Below are 16,795 nucleotides of genomic sequence, written 5' to 3' on the forward strand. Positions count from 1 at the left end.
CTCACTCCATCAGCCGGGCCCAGCCGTCCATGCCCTCGATGCGCTCGAGCACCAGCTTGACGCAGACCAGCAGCGGCACCGCCAGCAGCAGCCCGATCAGGCCCCACAGCCAGCCGAACACCATCAGCGCCAGGATCAGCACCAGCGGCGACACCCGCATGCTGCGGCCGAGCACGATCGGCGTGACGATCTGGCCTTCCAGCGTGTGCAGGCCGAGGTAGATGCCGGCCGGCACCAGCGCCTTCCAGTCGTCGAACGCGACGAAGCCCATGATCAGCATCATGCCGATGCCGATCAGCGGGCCGACGTACGGGGCGAAGTTCAGCAGCGCGGCCATCGTGCCCCACAGCAGCGCCTCGGGCAGCGGCACCTTCAGCCAGTGCAGCAGGCCGGCGAAGATCAGGCCGACGGCGATGTTGATCACGGTGATCGTCAGCACGTAGCGCGACAGCTCCAGCTCGATCGACTGCATGATCTCGACCGTCAGCTTCTTCTGCTGCCGCCCGGGCAGCAGCGCGATCGCGTTCTTCTGCAGGTTCTCGCCATAGACCATGAAGAAGAACGTCAGCAGCACGACCGCCAGCACCGAGGCGATCAGCTTCGGGGTCGTGGTCAGCATCTTGTAGGGGTCGTCGGTTTCGGTGCGCACGACCTGCACCGGCTTCGACTCGCCGCCGGCGGCGCGGGCGATGTTCTCGGCGGCGCGGTTGGCGTCCTGCACCGGCTTGGTCAGCTCGCGCAGCTTCGGGGTCATCTCGCGCATCGCGCGCGGCGCCTGCCGCACCCACTCGCTGGCCGGCTCGACCAGCTGGGTGCCCAGCGCGCCGGCGATCGCCAGCCCGCCCAGCAGCACCACCAGCGCGCCGAGCACGCGCGGCACGTAGAGCCGCCGCAGCGCGCGGATGATCGGGTTGCCGACCAGCGCGAAGAACACGGCCAGCAGCACCGGCAGGATCAGCTCCTGCGTCGCCCACAGCACCGCGCCGACGGCGATCGTCGCCAGCAACGCCGCGGCCGCGGACGAGCGCGGGCGCGGTTCGGTCGGCGGCGCGTTCGGGATCGGCGCGTCGGGACCGGGCGCAGCCGGCGACGCCGGAGCGGCGTCGGCGGGGGAATCGATCGGCGGCATGGTCAGGACTCGGCGGCGGTGTGCGTGCGCGCGTCCTGCGCCGGAGGGGAAGCGGGTGCGGCGGCAGAACCGGCGGCGGCGTGCGGGAGGTCGTCGACCGGCACGCCGGCGCGTTCGGCGACTTCGGTCGTCGTCTCGGCGGCGCGTTCGGCCTCGCCGGCTGCGGCCTGCGCGCTGCCGCCGGCCACCAGGCTCGACACCATCGAGATCATCTGCATCAGCGAGCCGCCGCTGGCTGCCGCGCGCAGCGGCCGCGCGCGGCCGACGAAGAAGCCTGTTACCAGGCCGGCGACCACGATGCGCCCCGGCGTCCACGCCGCGCGCCACGACGACTTCAGCTGGCGCAGGTCGGCCGACACGCGCCGCTCCTGCGCCTCGAGCGCGTCCTCGGCCTGTTTCACCTTCGCGATCAACTGTTCGAAGCTCATGGCTGTTCGACGCTCATCGGCTCGTCGGCTCGGGAAAGGGGCGCGGCGCGGTCATGGCGGCGTGACGTCGATGCCGCGGCGGTCCTTGACCGGCGCGCCGTCGGCGGCCTCGACCGGTGCGGCCTCGGCGGCGGCGCGGGTCGACACCGGCGAGCCGGGATCGGGCGTGAAGTCGGCCAGCTCGCCGAGCCCCAGCCGCGCCAGCTGCCGGCGCGTGGCCTGCAGCCGGGTGTGTTCGAAGTAGCGCATGCTCAGCCACCCGGCGACGCCGGTGACGACCAGGCTCAGCACCGCGGTCAGCAGCAGCGATACGGTCCACGACCACTGCAGCGTGCCGTTGAGGAACACGATCAGCGTGGCCATCAGCAGCAGCCACGCCGACGCGCCGAACGCGATCGCCACGCCGGTCAGCGCCAGCGTGCGGCCGAGCGCGCTGCGCGCCAGCGAGATGTCGGCGAACACCAGCGAGCGCATCGCCTTGGCCGCATCGACGCTGGCGCCGAGGCCGGCGCGACCGGTCGCGCCGATCTGGCGCAGCGCTTCGGCCAGGTCCGGCGGCGGCGCGGCGCCGGTGGCGTCGTCGCCGTCGCGCGGCGCATCGGCGCGCGGGTCGTTCAACGGTGCATCCCCTCTGCAGGTGGCGGTGCGGTCTGCGCTGCGTTCATGGCGTTCCCCTGCCGCAACGCAAAGGTCGTGTCGCGCGCTGCGCGCGGTTCGAAGCCGGACGGACCGGCTGGCCGGCCCGCGACGTTCGCGCGGGCCGGCGACATCGGCTTACTTGTCGCCGCTGCGGGCGAGCTTGGCAATGATCCAGCCGGCCGCGAAGGCCACGCCGAACGACGCCAGCGGACGCTCGCGGATCAGCTCGGCGGCGCTGTCGATCAGGTCCCGGCCCTTGTCCATCAGCGCGTCGACCTGCTCGCCGGCGGCGCTGCCGGCCTGCTCGGCGGCATTGAGGCCGGCCAGCGCGCCGTCGGCCAGGTCGGCCTTGACGTGTGCCTTGCCGATCTTGAGCTCGGCGCCGGCGGCGCTGGCGGCGTTGACGAGCGCGGCGCCCGCGTCCGAAGCGGCCTGCTTCAGGTTGCTGCCGGCTTCGCCGAGATTGGTCTTCATGCCGTCGGTGGCGGTGGGGCTCATGGGGCGGATCCTCGAATTCGGGTGGGGGCGACCGGCGTCACTGCATCAGCAGGGTGCCCGGGCGATTGCCGCGCATGACGCGCAGCACCAACTGTGCAGGAGCCTGCGTGAAGCTCGCGCGCAAGCCGGGCAGGTCGCTGAACGCGCCGGCCGACGCGGCCACGACCACGTCGCCGGGCTGCAGCCCGCTGCGCGCCGCGCGGCTGCCGCGGGCGACCGATTCGACCAGCACCCCGCGCAGCCCGCCCTGGCGGTAGCGCTCGGGCAGTTCGGCGAACGTCGCGCCTTCGAGCCGCGGATCGAGCTCGACGCCGGCGATCTGGCGCGGGTGCTCGCGCAGCGTGGCGCGCACCGTCAGCGGCTTGCCGTCGCGGAGCACATCGAGGCTGACCGGGGCGCCGACGGCCTGCAGGCCCTCGAAATTGCGCAGCGCGCCGGCGTCGTCGACGCGCTGGCCGTTGGCCGCGAGCACCACGTCGCCGCTGCGCAGCCCGGCCGCGGCCGCCGCGCTGCCCGGGAACACGCGCGTGACCACCGCCCCGCGCGGGTCGGCCAGCCCCAGCGCCTGGGCGATCCGCGCGTCGACCGTCTGCGCCTCCAGCCCGAGCGTGCCGCGCCGGACCTCGCCGGTCGCGACGATCTGGTTGACCACGTCGCGCGCCAGGTTGGTCGGGATCGCGAAGCCCAGCCCGATGTTGCCGGCCGCCGACCCGCGCGGGTTGAAGCTGGCGGTGTTGATCCCGATCAGCTCGCCGTTGAGGTTGACCAGCGCGCCGCCGGAGTTGCCGGGGTTGATCGACGCGTCGGTCTGGATGAAGTTCTGGAAGCCGAGCCCGCGCAGGCCGCTGCGACCGACCGCCGAGACGATGCCCGAGGTCACCGTCTGGCCGATGCCGAACGGATTGCCGACCGCGACGACGAAGTCGCCGACGCGCAGCGCGCCCGAGTCGGCCAGCGGCAGCGCGCTGAGCTTGTCGGCCTTGATCCGCATCACCGCGACGTCGGTGTCCGGGTCGGAGCCGACGAACTCGGCCGCCAGCGTGCGCCCGTCGCTGAGCGTGACCGACACCGCGTCGGCGCCCTCGATCACATGGTGGTTGGTGACGATCAGCCCGCGCGCGGCATCGACGATCACGCCCGAGCCGAGCGACTCGTTGATCCGCTCCTGGGTCAGCTCCGGGAACATCCGCCGGAACATCGGATCGGCGCCGAACGGGCTCACCTGCACGCGCTGCTTGGCGTGCACGCTGACCACCGCCGGCGTGACACGCGCGAGCATCGGCGCCAGCGACGGCAGCGGCGTGGTGCCGACCGCCGCCGGCAGCGCCGCGACGGTCGGCGCGGCCGCCTGCGCCAGCGGCGCGGCGTCGGCCGGCGCCTGCACCGCGTCGCGCATCGCGGTCGCGGCGAAGCCGCCGAACGCGGCGGCCAGGGACAGGGCGATCAGGGTCTTGGACGAGTTCTTCATGCGGGGTCGATCCGGGCGCGAGTGGGCAACCGGGGCTGCCGGCTGAACGGAGTCAGTCTCGACGCGAATCGTACAATCGCCGCTGAAGACGGGCCGTCAGCGCGCGCCCTCGACGTCGCTCCCGCGCACGTGTCTGACCGGGCCATCGACGAGCATCCGCTCGACGCTGCCGGCCTGAGCGCATGCGCCCGGCGCGCCGTTTAGGCAGGCATGCACGCGCCACCAGCCCGGCCGCGGCCGCGCGACCGGTGCCAGGCGACCGTCTGCATCGACGGGCACGGCGATCGCGGTCCCGATCGGCAGCGGCGTGCGCGAGCGCAGGCAGTAGTCGCCCCCCGGCGGCCGCACCCAGCACTTGCCCCGCCCGTCGGCCGCGCCCTGCCGGTCGAGGCAGTACGCGTGGCCGCCCGCGAACGCCGGCGCGAGCCGGCACTCGCTGTCCGCCCGGCAGCTTTCGCCGCCGTTCGGACCGCTGCTGTAGACCAGGCACGCGCCGCCGGACCCGTTCGACACGATCCCGTCGGGGTGTGCCTCGATCCGGAACGACGCGTGCATCCCGCGCGCGTCGACGTCGACCGGGCCGGGCACGATGCGCATCGGCGTCTGCGCGCTGGCCACCGCCGCGAGCGCGCACAGCGCCGCCAGCGCGAGTGCTTGAGCCCGCCGCCTCCGGACCTGCATCCGCATGTGCATGTCGATCTCCTTGAAGGGTGGCGCCCTGCCGATCATGCGCGCTCGATCGCGCCGATGGCACGTGGGGCGCGGGTGGCGTGGCGCGGCACGGTTGCGCCACGCCGCGACAGCGCCGGGCCAGCGGCGCGCAGGCAGCTGCCGCGCGCCGCGGGCGAACCTCGACGCGGGCGCTACTGGATCCGGACGCCGGATCCGGTCCCGCACTCCTCGGCGACGATGCTGCCGTCGGGGCGGTAGCGGACCGCGCGGACGGGCCCGGCGTTCTGGGTGCCGTCGTTGCTCAGCAGGATCGTCCGCTCGACGACGCCGTAGCCGTGGTAGGCGCCGTCGACGAAGTAGTCGAAGCGCAACTGCATCGCGTACTGCCCGGTGGCGGGGTTGTACGACCACGTCCCCAGCCCGATCGAGCGCTGGGTGATGCCGGGCACGCCCTGCACGTTGGGCACGCCGTTGGGCGGGAAGCGCGCGTTCTCGACCACGATGCCGCCGGCCTGGAACACGATCGTGTTGCGCACCGTGCGGAACGGCAGCCCGCTGCCGCACGGCTGCACGAGCCCGGTGCCGTCCCACGCGCCGACGATGCGGTTGGCCGGCACCGCCAGGGCGCCATCGCGGGCAGGATCGGCGCCGGCGGGCAGCGTGACGGCGGCGACGGCGAGGGCAAGGGCGAACGTGGTAGTCAGGTTCATGATGCGCACTCCTGTGTGGTGGCCCCGGATCGGGGTGCGGCGACCGTGCCGGTCCATGGCCTGCCTGTCGCCCAAAATCCGCTGAAACAATCTGAAATCCCCTGAAACGGAGTCACCGGGTTGGCCACCAGCGTCCGCTTCGACGGTTTCCGCCTCGACCCGGCCACGCGGCAGCTGCGCACCGAGGCCGGCGCGCCGGTGGCGCTGACGGCCAAGGCCTTCGACACGCTCGCCTACCTGGTCGAGCACCGCGACCGCGTCGTCAGCAAGGACGAGCTGCTCGCCAGCGTGTGGGCCGGGCGGGTCGTGGAGGAGAACAACCTCACCCAGGCGATCTCCGCGCTGCGCCGCGCGTTCGGCACCGGCGCGGGCGAACACCGCTACATCGTCACGGTCCCCGGCCGCGGCTACCGCTTCGTCGCCGAGCTCGACCCGGCGCCGCTCGATGCCGGGGCGCCCGTGCCCGTCGCCGGCACGCCGGCCGCCGCGTCGGCGCCGCGCCGCCCACGCTGGGAGCACGCGCTCGTGCCCGGGGCGCTGCTGTTCCTGCTCGCGCTGATGTCGATCGCGGCCTGGCAATCGCAGGACCGCGGCGCCGCGTCGCCGCGCGTCGTGCCGCCGGCCCCGGCGGCGGCGACGGGCGCGCCGGCGGACACGCTGGCGGTGCTGCCGTTCCGCTCGCTGTCGCCCGGGCCGCGCGACGAGCTGCTCGAACTCGGCCTCGCCGACACGCTGATCGCGCGCATCAGCAGCGCCAGCACCCTGCACGTGCGTTCGCTGGCGTCGAGCCAGCGCTTCGCCGGCAGCCGCCACGACCCGCTCGAGGCGGCGCGCAAGCTCGGCGCGACGTACATCGTCGAAGGCACCACCCAGCGCAACGGCGACGCCATCCGCGTCTCCACCCGGCTGCTGGACGCGCGCGACGGCCGCGCGGTGTGGTCGGGCACCTTCGACGAGTCCATCGGCCGCGTGTTCACCCTGCAGGACCGCATCGCCGCGTCGATCACGTCCGCGCTCGCGCTGAAGCTCGCGCCGGCCACCGGCCGCCCCCCGTGCGAAGGCGCTAACGCCGACGCGTACCGCGCCTACCTGACCGGCAGCTACCAGCTCGGGCGTCCGTCGGCCGAGCGGATGCGCAGTGCGCTGGCCGCGTTCTACCGCGCCATCGACCTCGACCCGACGTGCGCGCGCGCCTACGCCGGCCTGTCGTTCGCCTACCGCGCGCTGGTGATGACCGGCGACGAGAACCCGCGCGTGGCCTTCCCGCTGGCCGAGGCGGCCGTCGAGAAGGCCCTGGCGATCGATCCGGGCCTGGCCGAGGGCTACTCGTCGCGCGGCTTCATCCAGTTCTGGTACGGCTGGGACTGGGCGGCGTCGGAGGCCTCGCTCAAGCGCGCGATCGAACTCAATCCCAGCCTCGCCGAAGCGCACCTGGCGTACGCGCACCTGCTGCACAACATCGGGCGCATGCCCGAGGCGGCCGTGCACGCGCGCGAGGCGATCGCGCTGGACCCGCTGTCGCCGCTGGTGGGCACGCTCGGCGCGGCGTTCCTCGGCGCGGCCGGGCATCGCGACGAGAGCGCGGCGGTGCTCGACGGCGTGCTCGAGCGCGACCCGGAGTTCTGGACCGCGCTGATGGTGCGCGCGCAGCGGCGGATCAAGCAGGGCGATCCCGCCGGCGCGGTCGCCGACATGCGCCGCGCGCTGTCGCTGTGCGGCAACTGCAGCCAGGCCGAGGCGGTGCTCGGCGCCACGCTGGTCGCCGCCGGCGACCGCGACGGCGCGCGCGCGCTGGTGCGGGCCATGCACGAGCGCCGGCGCGAGGACTACGTGCCCGCGACCAGCATCGCCGCCGTGCACAACGCCCTGGGCGACACCGACGCCGCGCTCGACCTGCTCGAGCGCGCCTACGCGGAGCGCGACGTGCGCATGACCTTCCTCGCCTCCGACACGCGCTGGCACAACCTGCGCTCGCAGCCGCGCTTCCGGGCGCTGCTGCAGCGCATGCGCCTGACGGCCGGCTAGAACGCGTACGACACCGTCAGCGAGACCGTGCGCGGCGGGCCGTAGTGGTCGGTCAGGATGCCGAGGGTCGGGAACGCGAACCCGGTGGTCCGGTACGACGCATCGGCCAGGTTGTCGCCGCGCAGCGCCAGCTGCCAGCGCTCGCGCGGCGACGTCCATGCGACCCCCGCGCTCCACACCGCGTAGCCGTCCTGGGCCAGCGCGTCGTTGAGGTCCGGCGTCGGCCAGCTCCTGCTCTGGTACCGCCCGTCGACGCGCCACGCGAGGCGGCCGCCTCGGCGCAGCGGCACGTCGACCAGCACGCCGCTGCCGGCCGTCCAGCGCGGCGCATTGGCGAAGCCGCGACTGGGGCGCAGGTCGCCGCTCGCGTCCTCGTAGCGGTCGTAGGCCGCGTCGAGGTAGCCGACGTGGCCGGTCCAGCGCAGCCGGCCGGCGAACACGCGCCACTCGAGTTCCGCGCCGCGCGTGGTGCCGTCGCCGGCGTTGCGGAAGTCGCGCAGCAGGCTGTCGTCGACGCCGTCGCCGTCGGTGTCGTGGTTGACGAACACGCTGAGCTGGATGTCGCGGTACGTGTTGTGGAACAGCGCGAGGTCAAGCTGTGCGCGCCCGTCCCACCACGCGGTCTTGGCACCCAGTTCGACCGCGGTGACGGTCTCGTCGTCCACCGCGTGCACGGTGCCCGGCGCGCGCGGGTTCGGGACGATGTTGAAGCTGCCGCCCTTGAAGCCGCGGCTGGCGTGCGCGTACAGCGTCGTGGCCGCCATCGGCCGCCACGCCAGCCCGACCCGCGGGGACGGCGACCGGAACCAGCGCGCCGCGGCGTAGTCGGCCGATGGCGCGCCGAGCGGCACCGCCAGCCCTGCATCGGCATAGGCCTGGTTGAACACGTCGGTGGCCTTGCGCTCGACCGTGTAGCGCAGGCCGAGGTCGAGCTCCCATGCGTCGCCGAGCGCGCGCGTCAGGTGGCCGTACAGCGCCGCGCTGCGGGTCTCGATCGTGCTGCGGGTCACGCTGACGCTAGGACTGCGCGAGCTGTTCGTCCCGACCCCGCCGGAATCGGCGTCGAACAGGTACAGCCCGGCTACCGCGTGCGTGCCGCCGGCGTTCCAGTGCAGCTGGAATTCCTGCGACGCCTGGCGGTCCTCGAAGCGGCGGCGCAGCGTCGAGATGTTCAGCGGCAGCGTGTCGAAGTCGACGTAGCCCAGCGACTCCCCGCTGCGGTACGCGCTGATCGCGCGCAGCGTCCACGCCGCGCCGGGCGACCAGTCGACGGTCGCCGATGCGCCGCCGGCCTCGAGGTCCTGCAGGTCCGGCGCGTTGCTGCGCACGTCGTGGCGACCCGGGTCGGGCGGGGTGCGCGCCGGATCGAACGGGTTCACCGTGCGGCGGCGGAATCCCTGCGCGCCGGACTGGTCGAGCGTGCGGTCCCAGGCCAGCCGCACCTCGACGTCGTCGGCCGGGCGCCACAGCGCGGTGGCGCGGGCGACGACCGCGTCGCGCGCGCTGACGTGGGTGCCGGTGACGATGTTGCGGCCGTAGCCGTCGCGTTCGAACGATGCCAGCGCCACGCGGGTGCGCAGGCGATCCCCGGCCGGCAGGTTGACCACGAGCCTGCCGTCGCGGCGCCCGTAGCGGCCGATCGTCGCCGACGCGCTGCCGGAGAACTCCGCCTCGGGCTCGCGGCTGACGTACTTGATCGCGCCGCCGAGGGTGTTCTTGCCGTACAGCGTGCCCTGCGGGCCGCGCAGCACCTCGACGCGGTCGACGTCGATCAGTTCCAGCAGCGCGCCCTGCGGCCGCGCCAGGTACACGTCGTCGAGGTACACGCCGACGCCGGGTTCGACGCTCCAGATCGGATCGGACTGGCCGATGCCGCGGATGAAGGCGGTGACCGTGCCGTTGAACGCGCGCGCGGGGTAGACGGTCAGGTTCGGGGTGATCGCGCCGAGCGCGGCAATAGTCTCGGCGCCGCGCGACTCCAGCTCCTCGCCGTCGGCCACGGTCACGGCCATCGGCACGTCGGACAGCACCTCGGCGCGGCGGCGCGCGGTGACGACGATGGTGTCGAGCTCGAACGCCGCCGGCCCGGCCGCCGGGGCGGCAGGCGGCCCGGACGGCTCCGCGCCGCGGGCGTCGTGCACCGCGGCGGCCGCGCACAGCATCCACGCTGCGCGGGTCGGTCTGCCTGGCATCCAGTTCCTCCCAGCGTCCTGTCACACGTGGACGGTGCACCCCGTCCCCAGCCTACGCCGCCGCCGTCACCACGGGCGGGCGAACGCCAGCTGCCAGCGCACCGGATCGGCGGCGGCCGGAACGTGCGTCCCCTGCAGGGACCACGCCCAATCGCGCCCGAACCGGCCGAGCAGCGACCACTCCGCCCACGTGGCGTCGCGCGCCGCCGTCCAGTCGACCACGTCGAACGCCGCGCCCGGGGTGGCGACGAATCCGCCGCGCAGCGTGCCGTCGGTGCCGAGCCGCCGTTCGCGCCGGACGTCGAGGTGCAGCTCGACGCCGCGCGAACCGGCCAAGCGCCATTCGCGCACGTAGCGCACGCCGAACGACGCGCTGGACTGCGCGATGCGCGCGCCGTCCGCGGCCAGTTCCCAGCCGGTGTCGCCGGACTCGCCGAACGCGCCGGCGTGCACGCGCGAGTGGTCCAGCCCGACGTACGGGCTCAACCCGCCGCCGGCCACGTCGAACGGCCGGCTGGCCTGCGCGTGCACGGCGGTCCAGCGCAGGTGCCGCTGCGACGCCGCCGTGCGCAGACCGGCGTCGCCAAGGTCGACCGGGCGCCGCACCAGCGCGGTCGTGTGGCCGATGGTCACCGAGCCCGTCGCCCGCCAGCTGCCGAAGCGGCGGTGCAAATAGGCGCCCGCGCTCGCGCCGGCGTCGTGCGCGCCGGCGCCCGAGACGTGCGCACCGCGCGCCATCGCGGCGCCGACCAGCCAGCCGTCGCCGAGCCAGCGGTCGCCGCCGTGCACGCGCCCGCCATCGTCGAGCGAGGCCGACCACGCACCGGCAGGTTCGCCTTCGCGTCGCCCGTCGAGCTGCGCATCGACGCGCGCGGCCAGCCGCGCCGCGGCGCGATGCGCATCGTGCTGGAGCCGCGCATGCGCGGCGCCGCCGAGGCTTTCCAGCCGACGCGCCGCGCGCGCGGGATCGGACTCCATCAGCAGGTCGGTGCTCGCCGCCACGAAGCGCCGCCGGGCGGCGTTCGTCGCCGCGGCCGGGTCGAAGCGGTCGGCCACCTCGAGCGCGCGGTCGACCGCGCCCGCGCCGGCCTGCGCCGCCGGGGTCGCCTGGGCGCTCGACGCGATGGCGCTCTGCATCGACAGCCGGGTCATGTCGAGCCACACGTCGTTCGGTCCGTAGCGCAGGCCGCCTTCGATGAAGAGCCCCGGCGACGTCCACTGCGCGAACCGGCCGAACACGCCACCGTCGGCGTGCAGGATCTGCGCGCTGTACGGCGCCGCGGGCAGCGGATAGCCCTCGCCCCAGCCGTCGACGAAGCTGCGGACGATCAGCGTGCCTGCCAGATGCGCCTCGCCGTTCACCTGCAGGGTGCTGACGTCGCGGGCCAGGCCGTACGGGTCGACCATCAGGGTGACCACCAGCGCGCCGGTCGGCGACTGGCGGAAATTGCTCTGCAGGGTGGGGAGCGGTACGTCGCGCTCGGTCACGCCGACTTCCAGCTGGCCGTCGTTGTCGAAATCGCCAGCGACCTGGCCGAACAACCGCAGCGCACCGAGGTTGGCCACCTCGCCCATGACGACGCCGGCGATCGACGCATAGCCGCGGTTGATCAGCGTGCCGCGGATCATCCCATCGGGGGCGGCCCCCCGCAGTCCGCCGCCGAGCGACAGGTACCCGTCCGGCCCCACCTCCACCAGCGGCGACGACAGCGTGTTGCCGGCGCGGATCGACAGCGAACCCAGTTCGACCGCGGTGCGGCTGAACGTGTACGTGCCCCAGCCCAGCGTGGTGTCCAAGCTGGGATCGTCGCGCCCAAGGACCAGCTCCCGGTACTGCCCGCGCACGATCAGCGCATGGCCGCTGGTCCGACCTCCGAGCATGATCGCGTTGTCGCTCACCACGCAGTCGGCCAGCACCGGCGGCGGGCACGGACCGATCGGGGCCGCGGCCGGGGGCGGCGGTGGCGGAAGTGCCGGCGGCGGGGTCGGGGCGCGCACGTTGTCGCCGCCACCGCCCGAGCCGCAGGCGGGCAGCAGGCAGGCGACGGCGGCGGTCAGCAGGGTGATCGAAGGCGTGCGCATGGCGTAGCTCCTGTACGGAGGGGCCGGCCGGGCCGGCAGGAACGGGAGGAGGGGCGTGTGGGTCGGGCCGGCACAGGGGCGCGGGTGCGTTCGGTCAGAACCGGCGACGCACGAACAGTGACCAGCCCGCATCCGGCGCCCCGGTCGCGCCGCCGTCGCGGTAGTCCATCGCCCACTGCCAGCCCGACGGAAACCGACCGGTCAGGCCGGCGGCGACGTACCCGGCCCCGGGCGAAGCCGGGCCGGCGTCCAGCGCGAACGTCGCATCCGGCGTGCCGGTGAACGCGGCCCGGGCGGCAGCGCCGTCTGCGTCGAGCCGCATCCGGTACCGCGCGTCGACCGACACGCCGACCAGGGCGGCGCCCACCGGCCATTCGCGCGCGAACCGCGCGCCGGCCGACAGCGCGAACTCGCGCGTGTGCCCGTCTCCGGTGGCGAGTTCGAGGCCGGTGGCGCCGTCTTCGACGAAGCGCCCGGCGCGCACGGCGCTGTAGTCGACCGCCACGTACGGCGTCCATGCGCCCGCGCCGAACGGCACGCGCCGGCCCGCTTCCGCGCGGACGTACGCGTGCGACAGCGGGCGGCGCGCGGTCGCCACATGCACCCCGGCGTCGCCGAGGTCGATCGTGCGCGACGTCGTCAGCGCTGCGCGGCCGTGTCCAGCCTGCACCGTGAGATGCCGTCCGCCGTCGCGGCGGTGGGCGAACACGCCGCCGGCGACAGCGCGTCCGTGGGCGCGCCCGCCCATCGCGTCGAACCCGACCGTGGCGTCGCCGGCGGCGACGTGGGCGCCCACCAGCCAGCGACGATCGAGCCAGTGCGCGCTGCCCGCGGTCGTGCCGTCCAGCGACGCGCCGCCAGCGGTCGCGGCGCGCAGCGCGGTGGGCTCGGCCCACGCATGCGTGCGCGCGTCGGCCGGGACGGCGGCCAGGCGGGCGTCCAGCTGCCCCGCGGCGTGGATCGCCTGCCGACGCAGCGCATCGCCGAGCAGGGCCTGTCCCTGGCCCGACAGGCTCGACAGGCTGCGCTCGGCCTGGTGGCGGTCGCGGATGTGCTGCAGCGACGCGGCCGACGCGAGGAAGTGCCGCTGCGACGGCGCGAGCCGATCGGCCGGAGACCCGGCGAACCGGTCGGCGTGCGCGAACGCCGCGTCCAGCCGCGCGGCCGACGCGCGCGCCGCGGGCGAGGCCTGTGCGCTGGCCATCGCCGCCGCCAGCGAGATCCGGGTCGCGTCGAAGTAGACGTCCTGCGCGGTGTAGCGCAGCGTGCCGTCGAGGAACAGGCCGCTGCTGCGCCAGCCGTCGAACGCGCCGCTGATTCCGCCGTCCGCGCGCAGCACCAGCACGCTCGACGGCGCCGTCGGCAGCACGTAGCCCTGCGACCGCGCGCCCATCAGGATCAGCTGGCCGTCGAGCGCCGCGGTGCCGGTGACCTGCAGCTCCCAGCCGAGCACCGCCTCGAGCGTTCCGGTCGGCGCCTGGATGTAGTTGCCTTCGATCCGGCTGCGCTGCGGCTGCACGCAGAAGGTGATGCCGGTGCCGCACGTGTGGTGGAGCGTCACCCGGTCCTCATTGAGCACGTTGCCGCGCACGGTGCCGGCCAGCCACAGCTCGCTGGGGCCGAATCCCAGTCCGGTGGGGTCGTACTGCACGTGCACGTTCGACACCAGGGTGTCGTGGACGACGAGGCCCGCGCCCGCGATCTGGGTGCCGCCGGAAAACCGGTACTCGCCGCCGAACAGGTTCAGCCACCCGCCGTCGCCGGCCACCACCAGGCGGAAATCACTCTGCCGCCCACCGGTCATCCGGAACTCGTCCCACGTCGGCGTGTACCTGACCGGGACGACGCAGTCCGCCACCACCGGGCTCGGGCACGGCTCCGCCGGTGCGCCGCCGGGCGGCGGAGGCGGTGGCGTGGGGGGCGGCGGAGCAGGCGGGGGGTCGTTGCGGACCAGGCCGCCCCCGCCGCCCCCGCCGCCGCAGGCCGAAAGGCTCAAGCACAGCGCGCACAGCACCGCGATCGATGAACGTTTCATGTGAGTGCCCGGTTGCGGCGGGAGTCGCCAGGTGCGGCCGACGCTGCGCCCGCGCCGGCGCGTCGCGCCACGTGCAGCGGCTGAAAAAAACTGAAAGAAGCTGAAGGCGCCGCGCGCGCGACCCCGTCGGCGGCGGGTGTCACGCGCCGCGCCGCGCGCCGGCCGGACGCGGCGCGCGGCCCGTTGCGCGCGTGCAATCCGGCGTCGCGCACGCGTCTTCGGCGCCGTTCGCGCGCCGGATGCCCACGCGACGCGGCGCGTCGCCGCAACGCTGCGACGGCCATCAAAAAACCGTTGACTTCACCCGGAGCCGGGCGTAGTTTCAGTCTCCGCCCCCGCCACAAGATGTAGTGGTTACTGGCGGGAGAAGCCCAAGCGAAAGGGTTCTCAGGCTTGGGACGTGTGGAACGTACAGCCACCGCTGGGGAGCGGTGGGGGGACGGGAGCTGACACGACCACAAGCGGATAAAAACACGATGCCACGCGACGCGAACACGCGGACGCGGGCACGGCCGTCGGCGGGATTCACGCCGGCGGCGTCCAACCAGAACACACTCGGTCGCGGCCCGTCCCCGACCGGAACTACGGAGACAGGTCAGGCATGAGCACGGTGCGCCTCGAGGCGGTGAAGATGACGACGGTCGAGCAGGCCCGGCCTGACGGAGACATCCCGATGCAGCCGGCGTCCCAGGACATCTGGGACAAGAAGTACCGGCTCAAGACCAAGTCGGGCGAGGCGGTCGACGCCGACATCGATGCCACCTACCAGCGCGTCGCCAAGGCCCTGGCCGAGGCCGAGCCGACCGCCGAGACGCAGCAGTACTGGCACGAGCGCTTCACCTGGGCGCTGCGCCGCGGCGCGATCCCCGCCGGCCGCATCACCTCCAATGCCGGCGCGCTCGAGCACAAGCCGGCCACCAGCACGATCAACTGCACCGTCAGTGGCACCATCGAGGACTCGATGGACGGCATCCTCGAGAAGGTCCACGAGGCCGGCCTGACCCTGAAGGCCGGCTGCGGCATCGGCTACGAGTTCTCGACGCTGCGCCCGCGCGGCGCGTTCGTCGCCGGCGCCGGTGCGTACACGTCCGGCCCGATGTCCTTCATGGATATCTACGACAAGATGTGCTTCACCGTGTCGTCGGCCGGCGGCCGCCGCGGCGCGCAGATGGGCACGTTCGACGTGTCGCACCCGGACGTGAAGGACTTCATCCGCGCCAAGCGCGAGGACGGCCGGCTGCGCCAGTTCAACCTGTCGCTGCTGATCACGGACGGCTTCATGGACGCGGTCAAGACCGACGCCGACTGGCCGCTGGTGTTCCCGGTCAACGAGAAGGAGCGCGGCGACATCAACCTCGCCGACCCGGCGCAGGTCGTGTGGCGCGAGTGGCCGACCCACCGCAACTACATCACCCGCGACGACGGCCTGGTCGCCTGCAAGATCTACGGCCACATCCGCGCGCGGCACCTGTGGGACATGATCATGGTCTCGACGTACGACTACGCCGAGCCGGGCTTCATCCTGATCGACCGCGTCAACGAGATGAACAACAACTGGTGGTGCGAGACGATCCGCGCCACCAACCCCTGCGGCGAGCAGCCGCTGCCGCCGTACGGCGCCTGCCTGCTCGGCTCGGTCAACCTGACCAAGTTCGTGCGCAACCCGTTCACCGACCAGGCGCAGTTCGACTGGGAGGAATACAAGGAAGTCGTGCGCGTGTTCACCCGCATGCTCGACAACGTGGTCGAGGTCAACGGGCTGCCGCTGCAGCAGCAGCGCGACGAGATCATGCGCAAGCGCCGCCACGGCATGGGCTTCCTCGGCCTGGGCAGCACGGTGACGATGCTGAAGATGAAGTACGGCTCCAAGGAGTCGTGCGAGTTCACCGAGCGCGTCGCCCGCGAGATGGCCGTCGCCGGCTGGGAGATGGGCCTGGCGCTGGCCAAGGAGAAGGGCGCCGCCCCGATCATGGCCGAGCGTTTCGAGGTCACCGCCGAGATGCTGCGCAAGCGCCCGGAGATGAAGAAGGACGGCTGGAAGGTCGGCCAGCAGATCGAAGGCCGCGTCCTGCACGCCAGGTACAGCCGCTACATGCAGCGCGTGGCCGAGGTTGCCCCGGAGCTGGTCGCCGAGCTGGCCGAGGTCGGCGCGCGCTTCACCCACCACAGCTCGATCGCCCCGACCGGCACCATCAGCCTGTCGCTGGCCAACAACGCCTCCAACGGCATCGAGCCGTCGTTCGCGCACCACTACAGCCGCAACGTGATCCGCGAAGGCAAGAAGTCCAAGGAAAAGGTCGACGTCTACTCGTTCGAGCTGCTGGCCTACCGCGAGCTGGTCAACGCCAAGGCGATGCCGTTCAGCGACGAGCCCGACGCGAAGCTGCCCGACTACTTCATCTCCGCCGACGACATCTCGCCGAAGGAGCACGTCGACGTGCAGGCCGCGGCGCAGAAGTGGGTCGACAGCTCGATCTCCAAGACCGCCAACGTCCCGACCGATTACCCGTACGAGGACTTCAAGGACATCTACCGCTACGCCCACGAGCAGGGCCTCAAGGGCTGCACCACGTTCCGCTTCAACCCGGCCGCCTTCCAGGGCGTGCTGGTCAAGGAAGCGGACCTGGAGAACACGACCTACCGCTTCGAGCTCGAGGACGGCAGCGTGGTCGAGGTCAAGGGCAACGAGCAGATCGAATACGACGGCGAGATGCACAGCGCCGCCAACCTGTTCGACGCGCTGAAGGAAGGCTATTACGGCAAGTTCTGATCGTCGCGGTGCCGGCCGCGCGTAACGCGCGGCGGCGGCGATCGCGGCATCGGGTGCGCTCGCGGTGCAACGCGCGCGCACCCCGGACGAGGCGACCGCATCGCCTCGCGCGCAGACCGGGCCGGTTGCGTCGCGAGTGTCCAGGCC

General features: G+C 73.4%; 12 protein-coding genes. 2 read left to right on the top strand and 10 right to left on the bottom strand.

Going from position 1 to position 16,795, the window contains the following annotated elements; all coding sequences use genetic code 11:
* Nucleotide 1: 1 nt before the first annotated feature.
* The 7 genes from D3A60_RS02450 to D3A60_RS02480 all read right to left on the bottom strand — a co-directional run bounded on the left by D3A60_RS02450 (nt 2) and on the right by D3A60_RS02480 (nt 5,544).
* Nucleotides 2–1,129, bottom strand: a complete 1,128-nt coding sequence (locus D3A60_RS02450) for an AI-2E family transporter (protein WP_119717104.1) — start codon at nt 1,127–1,129, stop codon at nt 2–4.
* A 2-nt stretch (nt 1,130–1,131) separates the two neighbouring features.
* A complete protein-coding gene (locus D3A60_RS02455; RefSeq protein ID WP_119717105.1) occupies nt 1,132–1,557 on the bottom strand; it encodes a hypothetical protein in 426 nt (141 codons plus the stop codon).
* A 51-nt stretch (nt 1,558–1,608) separates the two neighbouring features.
* Nucleotides 1,609–2,175: a phage holin family protein gene (locus D3A60_RS02460; protein WP_231120366.1), complete on the bottom strand. Its 567-nt coding sequence runs from the start codon at nt 2,173–2,175 to the stop codon at nt 1,609–1,611.
* Nucleotides 2,176–2,331: 156 nt separating this feature from the next.
* Nucleotides 2,332–2,694, bottom strand: coding sequence for a hypothetical protein (locus tag D3A60_RS02465; protein WP_119717106.1), 363 nt, complete (start codon nt 2,692–2,694; stop codon nt 2,332–2,334).
* Between the two features lie 37 nt (nt 2,695–2,731).
* The gene (locus D3A60_RS02470) at nt 2,732–4,162 is read right to left on the bottom strand and encodes a Do family serine endopeptidase (RefSeq protein WP_119717107.1); all 1,431 of its coding nucleotides are present in this window, start codon (nt 4,160–4,162) and stop codon (nt 2,732–2,734) included.
* A gap of 96 nt (nt 4,163–4,258) precedes the next feature.
* A complete protein-coding gene (locus D3A60_RS02475; RefSeq protein ID WP_119717108.1) occupies nt 4,259–4,891 on the bottom strand; it encodes a hypothetical protein in 633 nt (210 codons plus the stop codon).
* A gap of 134 nt (nt 4,892–5,025) precedes the next feature.
* A complete protein-coding gene (locus D3A60_RS02480) occupies nt 5,026–5,544 on the bottom strand; it encodes a hypothetical protein (protein WP_119717109.1) in 519 nt (172 codons plus the stop codon).
* Between the two features lie 120 nt (nt 5,545–5,664).
* Here D3A60_RS02480 and D3A60_RS02485 point away from each other — a divergent pair, with 120 nt between their 5' ends.
* The gene (locus tag D3A60_RS02485; RefSeq protein ID WP_119717110.1) at nt 5,665–7,569 is read left to right on the top strand and encodes a winged helix-turn-helix domain-containing protein; all 1,905 of its coding nucleotides are present in this window, start codon (nt 5,665–5,667) and stop codon (nt 7,567–7,569) included.
* On the opposite strand, the gene D3A60_RS02490 is transcribed toward D3A60_RS02485, so the two are convergent.
* The 3 genes from D3A60_RS02490 to D3A60_RS02500 form a co-directional block, all read right to left on the bottom strand.
* Nucleotides 7,566–9,761, bottom strand: coding sequence for a TonB-dependent receptor (locus D3A60_RS02490; RefSeq protein ID WP_119717111.1), 2,196 nt, complete (start codon nt 9,759–9,761; stop codon nt 7,566–7,568). The two genes, D3A60_RS02485 and D3A60_RS02490, sit on opposite strands and share 4 nt — an antisense overlap.
* 66 nt (nt 9,762–9,827) lie before the next feature.
* Nucleotides 9,828–11,843: an autotransporter outer membrane beta-barrel domain-containing protein gene (locus D3A60_RS02495; RefSeq protein ID WP_119717112.1), complete on the bottom strand. Its 2,016-nt coding sequence runs from the start codon at nt 11,841–11,843 to the stop codon at nt 9,828–9,830.
* Between the two features lie 94 nt (nt 11,844–11,937).
* Nucleotides 11,938–13,701, bottom strand: a complete 1,764-nt coding sequence (locus D3A60_RS02500) for an autotransporter outer membrane beta-barrel domain-containing protein (RefSeq protein ID WP_157981379.1) — start codon at nt 13,699–13,701, stop codon at nt 11,938–11,940.
* A gap of 778 nt (nt 13,702–14,479) precedes the next feature.
* Here D3A60_RS02500 and D3A60_RS02505 point away from each other — a divergent pair.
* Entirely contained in the window at nt 14,480–16,648 is a 2,169-nt protein-coding gene (locus tag D3A60_RS02505) for an adenosylcobalamin-dependent ribonucleoside-diphosphate reductase (protein WP_119717114.1), read from the top strand.
* Nucleotides 16,649–16,795 lie beyond the last annotated feature (147 nt).

Source organism: Cognatilysobacter tabacisoli (assembly GCF_003586305.1).
GTDB lineage: Bacteria > Pseudomonadota > Gammaproteobacteria > Xanthomonadales > Xanthomonadaceae > Cognatilysobacter_A > Cognatilysobacter_A tabacisoli.